Here is a 7216-nt window from a genome sequence, read left to right as displayed (position 1 = left end):
GCGGGAGGGGAGCGCAGGAGCGGAGAGGCTCGCTTAGATCGCCTCCACCGCCAGCACTTCGATCGCCTCCGGCCTCCCGCCAAAATCGACCTTCTCGCCTTCCTCGGCACCCAGCAGCGCGTGCGCCAGCGGTGCCTGGAAGGCGAGCCGGTCGGCCGCCGGATCGGCCTCGTCATGGCCGACGATCTCGATCACCCGCTCGCGCCCGTTCAGCCGGATCCGCACCCGCGCGCCGATGCCCGCCACCCCTTCCTCCAGGGGCGGCGCGACCTGCGCGGTGGCGGCGCGGGTGTTCCAGTAGCGGAGCTCGCGCTTCAGCACTTCCTTGGCTTCGGCATCGCCTTCGGCCTCGATCGCCGCCTCCAGCGCCGCGACCTTGCCCGCGATCAGCGCCGGCCCCGCCGCCGTGACCAGATTGGGCCCGGCCGGCAGCGGCAGCTCGAACTTCGGTTCCTTATGTTCTTCATCGCTCTCGCGACGGAAGGCGACGCTCATCGTTGCGGCAGTTCCGCAAGCGTGGACGATACCTTCCAAAGATCGATCGCGCCTTCGGTTGCGTGGGTGTCGATTTCGGCCAGCTCCTCGGCGGTGAAGCCGAGATTCTTCACGGCATCGAGCGAATCGTCGAGCTGTTGGACGGTGCGCGCGCCGACCAGCGCCGAGGTGACGCGCGGATCGCGCAGCACCCAGGCGATCGCCATCTGCGCCAGCGTCTGCCCGCGCTTCTCGGCAATGGCGTTGAGCGCGCGGATGCGGGCGATGTTCTCGTCGGAGAGCAGCCGCGTGTCGAGCGAGGTGCCGCCCTTGGCCGCGCGCGCATCCTCGGGCACGCCGTTCAGATATTTCCGCGTCAGCATCCCCTGCGCCAGCGGCGAGAAGGCGATGCAGCCGGTGCCGAGATCTTCCAGCGTGTCGAGCAGGCTCTCTTCGATCCAGCGGTTGAGCATCGAATAGCTCGGCTGGTGGATCAGCAGCGGCACCTTGTAGTCCGCCAGGATCGCCGCCGCCTGTCGCGTCAGCTCGGGCGAATAGCTGGAGATGCCCACATACAGCGCCTTGCCCTGGCGGTGGATCTGGGCGAGCGCGCCCATCGTCTCCTCCAGCGGCGTCTTGGGATCGACGCGGTGCGAATAGAAGATGTCGACATAGTCGAGCCCCATCCGCTTGAGGCTCTGGTCGCACGAGGCGATCAGGTACTTCTTGCTGCCGCCGACATCGCCATACGGTCCGGGCCACATGTCCCAGCCGGCCTTGGTCGAGATGATCAGCTCGTCGCGGTGGCTGGCGAGGTCGGTCGCCAGCACGCGGCCGAAATTCTCTTCGGCAGAGCCATAGGGCGGGCCATAATTGTTCGCGAGATCGAAGTGGGTCACGCCGCGATCGAACGCCCGGCGCAGCATCGCGCGGGCATTTTCGAACACATCGGTGCCGCCGAAATTCTGCCACAGCCCCAGGCTGATCGCCGGCAGGTCGAGCCCGCTCACGCCGCAGCGGCGATAGGGCATGCGGCCGTCATAACGGTCGGCATCGGCATGCCAGGGCTGGGGATAGGCCATCATCTCTCTCCATCGGGAAGGCTGTACGCAACGCGCCTATACGCATGGCGGGTCCGTCGCGGAACACCCGGACATGCCAACAATGACAAGCCGCCCCCAAGGACAGCTATCTTGTCCCGATCGTTGCCGCCGGGTAACGCGGGCGGCCATGCAGTATCACAGCACCCGCGGCGCCGCGCCCTCGCTGGGCTTTCGCGACGTCACCCTCACCGGACTCGCCAGCGACGGCGGCCTCTATATCCCGACCGAATGGCCGAGCTTCTCGGCCGAGGACATCGCCGCGATGCGCGGCCTCTCCTATGTCGAGACGGCGGTGCGCGTCATGCTGCCCTTCGTCACGCCGGACCTCAGCGAAGACGAACTCCGCGAGCTCTGCACCCAAGCCTATGGCCGCTTCTCGCACGCGGCGGTGACCCCACTGGTCCAGATCGACCAGCAGCACTGGCTGCTCGAGCTGTTCCACGGCCCCACCCTTGCCTTCAAGGACGTGGCGCTCCAGCTGCTCGGCCTGTTGTTCGAGAAGTTCCTGAGCGGTACCAACCAGCACCTCACCATCGTCGGCGCAACCTCGGGGGACACCGGCAGCGCCGCGATCGACGCGGTGGCGGGGCGCATCGGTGTCGACATCTTCATGCTGCACCCGCAGGGCCGCGTCTCCGACGTCCAGCGCCGGCAGATGACCACGGTGCTCGCCCCCAACGTCCACAACATCGCGATCGACGGCAGCTTCGACGATGCCCAGGCGCTGGTGAAGGCGATGTTCAACGATGCGGCCTTCTCGGGCCGCTTCCAGCTGAGCGCGGTCAATTCGATCAACTGGGCCCGGCTGATGGCGCAGGTGGTCTATTATTTCTACGCCGCCGTCCGCCTCGGCGCGCCCGAGCGGCCCGTCGCCTTCTCGGTGCCCACCGGCAATTTCGGCGACGTCTTCGCCGGCTATGTCGCCGCGCGCATGGGGCTGCCGGTGGCCAAGCTGGTGGTCGCCACCAACGTCAACGACATCCTCCACCGTGCGCTGTCGGCCGGCGACTATTCGGCGGGCACCGTCACCCCCACCGCCGCGCCCTCGATGGACATCCAGGTCAGCTCGAACTTCGAGCGGCTGCTCGCCGACCTCGCCGGCGCACCGATCGCCGAGCAGATGCGCGGCTTCGAATCGACCCGCGCGATGCAGCTCACCAACATGCAACGGGAGGGCGCCTCCAAGCTGTTCACCAGCGACGCGATCGATGCCGACGGCATGAACGAAGCGATGCGCTGGGCCTGCGCCGAGGCCGCCCAGGTGATCGACCCGCACACCGCGATCGGCCTCGCCGCCGCCCAGCGCGCCGGTCTGGCGCCGGACGTGCCGATCGTCACCCTCGCCACCGCGCATCCGGCCAAGTTCCGCGACGCGGTCGAGCGCGCCACCGGCATGCGTCCGCACGTGCCGAACCGCGTCGGCGACCTGTTCGATCGCCAGGAGCGCTACGACACCCTCCCCGCCGAATTCGGCGCGATCACCGGCTATATCGCCGAGCGGGCCCACGCGAAGGCATGAAGCTCGTCACCCTCACCGGCGAGCCCTGGGGCGATTATGGCCTGATCGATTCGGGCCATGGCCGCAAGCTCGAGCGCTACGGCGCCTATCGGTTCATCCGCCCCGAGCCCCAGGCAATGTGGGCGCCGGCCTCGGCCGAGTGGGACGCGCATGCCGAATTCGTCCCCGGCTCCGACGAAGAGGGCGGCGGCCGCTGGGACTATCTGAAGCCCACCCCGCGCGAGGGCTGGCCGCTGGCATGGCGCGAGGTGCGCTTCACCGCCCAGACCACGCCCTTCCGCCACCTCGGCTTCTTCCCGGACATGGCGCCGGTATGGGACTGGATGCGCGGCCGGATCGACGGGATGGACAGCCCTGAGTGCATGAACCTGTTCGGCTATACCGGCGTCGGCTCGCTGGCGCTGGCGGCGGCGGGCGCCAAGGTGACGCATGTCGACGCCTCCAAGAAGTCGGTGATGGAGGGCAAGGCCAACGCCCAGCTTTCCGGCATGACCGACAAGCCGATCCGCTGGATGATCGACGACGCGATGAAGTTCACCGCGCGCGAGGTACGCCGCGGCCGGCGCTATGACGGCATCATCCTCGATCCGCCGAAATGGGGCCGCGGGCCCAATGGCGAGGTGTGGAAGCTGGAAGAAGGCCTGCCGGGCCTGATCGACGACGTGGCCAAGCTGCTCGACGAAAACTCGCGCTTCCTGTTCCTGACGGTCTACGCGGTGCGGATGTCGGCACTGGCGATCGGCGAACTCGTCCGCCAGGCGATGGCGGACAAGGGCGGCACGGTCGAAGCGGGCGAGCTGACGGTGCGCGAAGAGGCGCGCGGGCTGGAGCTGCCGACGGCGATCTTCGCGCGGTGGAGCCGGTAGCCCAGGACGCCGGCAGGGACCCGCGCGGCCCTTTCACTCGGCGCGCTTGCCTGCTTGATAAGCCTTCCGCACCGATGCAGGCATATGCTGCGCCAACAGAATGGCGGCGGCTCCCGGGCAATGGCGCTCGCTCGCAAGGTGCGCATCGAACCTGGTCTCTGGGTCCAGCGGGTCGTAGACCCGGCAAAAATCTCTAGCGGCCTGCGCAACCCGCAGGGCGAGCGCGGCCCTTCCCGGCTTCGTCTCCAGGCGAAGATCGCCATAAGCAACCATCATGCGCGGTGACTCCGCTCCCGTCGCATGCGGCAAGGCGCACGCCGACAGCAGCGCGGCGCAGGGGAGCACCAGCAACTTCATCGTTTTTCTCCGTATTCAAAAGACAGGTTGCCGCCGCCACCGGTCGTTGAGCTTCCGTGACGCGGCGAAGGCGGCCCATGGACGCGGCCGCCCCGCGTGAAGGTTCTAGGGCGCGCGCTTAAAGTGGAACTCGCGGACGAAAGGCGCGCCGCTGGGGTCCACCGCAGCGGCCGACTCGATCATCTCGCGTCCATCGGCGGAGACGACATAGACCCGAACCGAGCCGAGCATCTGTTTCTTGGCCAACCCCATCACCAGCACGTTCGGCGCCGGCGAGCGGAAAGCGGCGCTGTCCGCCTCGGACAAGTCCCCCTCGCCGGGAGCGGCGGCACCGTCGCGGCGATAGCGCACCGCCATGTGGCGGATACTGCCGTCGGGCGCGGTGATGTCGACGGTCGTTCGCCATTGCTCCGCACCGACCGGCTCGAACGTGAAGCGAACCCGCTTGGGCGGGGACCGTAACTCTCCGGCATGCGGGTGAGGTCGAGCTCCCAGGCCCCGACGAACGGCGACGAGGCCGCCGCCGCCCCCGCCGACACGGGCCCTTCGGGACGAGGTGCTGCACGCGCAGTCATGCCGAGGAGGATGGTCACTGCTGCACCCACGAGGATGGGGCGCACGAAGGACGGTCGCATGGCTTCTTCTCCTCAAGTCCCGGGATCGGCCCCGGCTTTTGTCGCGATCACGTGTCGCGTCACGGCGCCGCACAGGCGCACGGTCTCGGGTTCCGGGGCGGTGCGCCCCGAAAAGGTCTCAGCGACAGAAGTCTTCCGCTCGGTCGTGGGCGCTTACTGCACCTGCGGTCGCCCGCTCGATAGCTGCACATGCCACCGCGCGACGGCCGCGATCGTGGCCAGTTCGATGGCGAGTACCGTGCCTTGCAGCACCACCTGCCGCCCATCGAGGAACAGCGCCGCCATGAACAAAATCAGGGTGATCGTCGCGGCGAGACAGATGCTGCCCCAGCGCGTCGCCCCTGCCCAGTCGCGCTCCAGCGTAAGCCAGCCCACGCGCAGATGGCCGAGCCCGATCATCACCTGCAGCAAGGCCAGCGCCGGGATCGCGGCCTGATAGACGCTCGGCAGCAGGTCCTGTCTGGGGCTGCGTTCCAGTAGCGCGCCGGCCAGCCCGTGCTGGTCCGGGTAGAGATAGGGCAGGCCAAATAGCGCACAGCCGATCTGCAGCGCTGCCATCGGCAGCACCATGCCGAGCACCAACGCATAGCTGCTGAGGAGAAAATGCCCCTGCTCGCTTGTAAACATCGCCCGCCACGCCGCCGTAAGGCAGCCGAGCGCGAAGGGCAGCGCCTCCCCGGCCGCCGCCGCCACATCGAGCTCCGCCTCCATGGCCGACGCCCAATCGGCATGGCGTTCACCGAGGCAGGCTCTGGCCAGCCGCAGCAGGGCTCGAGCGACGAAGAGTGTCATGCGAGTGCTCCCTTGAACGGCCGATCGGCAATGGTGTCGGCAAGCTCCTTCGCCAGCACGTAGCCAGCCGCTGTCAATCGGTAGGCATGGCGGGCAGGCCGTCCCGGCTGGGCGGGCTCGCGCCACTCGGCCTCTACCAGCCCCTGTTCGGTCATCCGCATCAGCAGCGGATAAAGGGTACCGGACAAGAGCCCGGTCGCCTTCATCAGCTCATAGCCATGCCGCCAGACATAGCGTTCCTCCGCAAGGACCTGCAGGAGAAGGCGCATCTGCTTCGAGGGTTGCCGCTTCCGAACCATGACACGAATACAACATATGTAGATTTAAGAGTCAAGCCTAGGGTTTGCTCCAGGTGGTCTCTTGCACCGAGCCCCGTTGTATCCAATATGTTCTTATGCCGGGTACATCCTCCGGCCGCTCTTTCAGCCTGCCGGAACCACTGCCAAAATGCACCGCTGAGGTTCAGGTTGTGAACTTCGCAAATCGCGCGCGAGCCTAAACTTCGTAAACTTTGCCGCAATCGCCAGCCGCACCTCCTTCCGCCCCAGCGGCATCGCGAATGGATCCCGACTTTCGTCAGGATGGCCGTCTCAACGATGGGAAGGAGGAAAGAGCCGCCAGCCCTCAGCCGGCGAGCACGCCCAGCCGCACCAGCTCGGCGCGGAACGGCTCGGCGCCGGTGAACACCACGCCGTGGATGCCCTGCGCCCGCGCCGCTTCGACGTTCACCGGCAGATCGTCGACGAACACCGCGTCCGGGCCCTTCAGCCCGAATCGCTCCAGCGCCAGCGCGTAGATGGCGGGATCGGGCTTCACCAGCTTCTCGTCGCCCGAGACGACGATGTCCTGGAAGCGGCCGAACAGCCAGTCCACCTGCGGCATCCAGGCCCGCCAGAACTCGCCGGAGAAATTGGTGATGCCGTACAGGGGCACGCCCGCCGAATCGAGTTCCTCGATCAGCTCGGCCATGCCGGGGATCGGCGGACCCAATTGGTCGCCGAACTGCGGCCCCCAGAGCGCGATCTTGTCGGCATGCTCGGGGTACAGCGCGCTCAGCTCCGCCGATGTCTCGGCGAAGGGACGGCCAGCGTCATGCTGGAAATGCCATTCCTTGGTGACGACCTGCGACAGAAACGCGTCGAGCGCCTGCTCGTTGTCGAACAGGCGCTCGTACAAACGCCGCGGTTCCCAAGGGAAAAGGACGTTGCCGACGTCGAAGATAACGGCGTGCGGCGCAGTCCCCACGTACGGGCTCAGCCCTGACGTGCCTTGAAACGCTTCTGCGTCTTGTTGATCACGTAGATCCGGCCACGGCGGCGGATCACGCGGTTGTCGCGGTGCCGCCCCTTGAGCGACTTCAATGAATTGACGATCTTCATGACCGATTCGCTTCTCAAATTATCTGGAATGCCGGAAAGAGCGGCTCGCCTATAAGCGCGGCGGCGGGAAGTCAAGGCCGCGTGTGCCCCG

General features: G+C 67.2%; 10 protein-coding genes. 2 read left to right on the top strand and 8 right to left on the bottom strand.

Features of this window, described 5'->3' with window-relative positions; translation table 11 throughout:
• Positions 1–33: 33 nt before the first annotated feature.
• Positions 34–495 carry a GreA/GreB family elongation factor gene (locus ACTJKY_RS08915; protein WP_440845528.1) on the bottom strand — a complete coding sequence of 154 codons (462 nt, stop codon included), beginning with the start codon at positions 493–495 and terminating at the stop codon, positions 34–36.
• Positions 492–1556 carry an L-glyceraldehyde 3-phosphate reductase gene (gene mgrA / locus ACTJKY_RS08910; protein WP_440845526.1) on the bottom strand — a complete coding sequence of 355 codons (1065 nt, stop codon included), beginning with the start codon at positions 1554–1556 and terminating at the stop codon, positions 492–494. Before mgrA ends, ACTJKY_RS08915 begins: the two co-directional genes overlap by 4 nt.
• A 148-nt stretch (positions 1557–1704) precedes the next feature.
• Here mgrA and thrC point away from each other — a divergent pair, with 148 nt between their 5' ends.
• Both thrC and ACTJKY_RS08900 read left to right on the top strand, forming a co-directional pair.
• The gene (thrC, locus tag ACTJKY_RS08905) at positions 1705–3096 is read left to right on the top strand and encodes a threonine synthase (RefSeq protein WP_440845525.1); all 1392 of its coding nucleotides are present in this window, start codon (positions 1705–1707) and stop codon (positions 3094–3096) included.
• A complete protein-coding gene (locus ACTJKY_RS08900) occupies positions 3093–3962 on the top strand; it encodes a class I SAM-dependent methyltransferase (RefSeq protein ID WP_440845524.1) in 870 nt (289 codons plus the stop codon). Before thrC ends, ACTJKY_RS08900 begins: the two co-directional genes overlap by 4 nt.
• A 33-nt stretch (positions 3963–3995) precedes the next feature.
• Here the strand turns inward: ACTJKY_RS08900 and ACTJKY_RS08895 are convergent, their stop codons facing one another.
• The 6 genes from ACTJKY_RS08895 to ykgO form a co-directional block, all read right to left on the bottom strand.
• Complete coding sequence (locus tag ACTJKY_RS08895) at positions 3996–4319, bottom strand: UrcA family protein (protein ID WP_440845522.1); 324 nt, start codon at positions 4317–4319, stop codon at positions 3996–3998.
• 105 nt (positions 4320–4424) lie between these two features.
• On the bottom strand, positions 4425–4676 hold the full coding sequence (locus tag ACTJKY_RS08890; protein WP_440845521.1) for a hypothetical protein: 252 nt from the start codon (positions 4674–4676) through the stop codon (positions 4425–4427).
• A gap of 431 nt (positions 4677–5107) precedes the next feature.
• The gene (locus ACTJKY_RS08885; RefSeq protein ID WP_440845520.1) at positions 5108–5746 is read right to left on the bottom strand and encodes a hypothetical protein; all 639 of its coding nucleotides are present in this window, start codon (positions 5744–5746) and stop codon (positions 5108–5110) included.
• Entirely contained in the window at positions 5743–6015 is a 273-nt protein-coding gene (locus ACTJKY_RS08880; protein WP_440845518.1) for a PadR family transcriptional regulator, read from the bottom strand. Before ACTJKY_RS08880 ends, ACTJKY_RS08885 begins: the two co-directional genes overlap by 4 nt.
• Positions 6016–6370: 355 nt before the next feature.
• The gene (locus ACTJKY_RS08875) at positions 6371–6991 is read right to left on the bottom strand and encodes an HAD family hydrolase (protein ID WP_440845517.1); all 621 of its coding nucleotides are present in this window, start codon (positions 6989–6991) and stop codon (positions 6371–6373) included.
• An 8-nt stretch (positions 6992–6999) separates the two neighbouring features.
• Entirely contained in the window at positions 7000–7125 is a 126-nt protein-coding gene (gene ykgO, locus ACTJKY_RS08870) for a type B 50S ribosomal protein L36 (protein WP_010543750.1), read from the bottom strand.
• Between the last annotated feature and the right edge of the window lie 91 nt (positions 7126–7216).

The sequence above is a fragment of the Sphingomonas sp. 22176 genome (assembly GCF_052045505.1).
Taxonomy (GTDB): domain Bacteria; phylum Pseudomonadota; class Alphaproteobacteria; order Sphingomonadales; family Sphingomonadaceae; genus Sphingomonas.
This window is presented reverse-complemented; position numbering and strand designations above follow the sequence as displayed.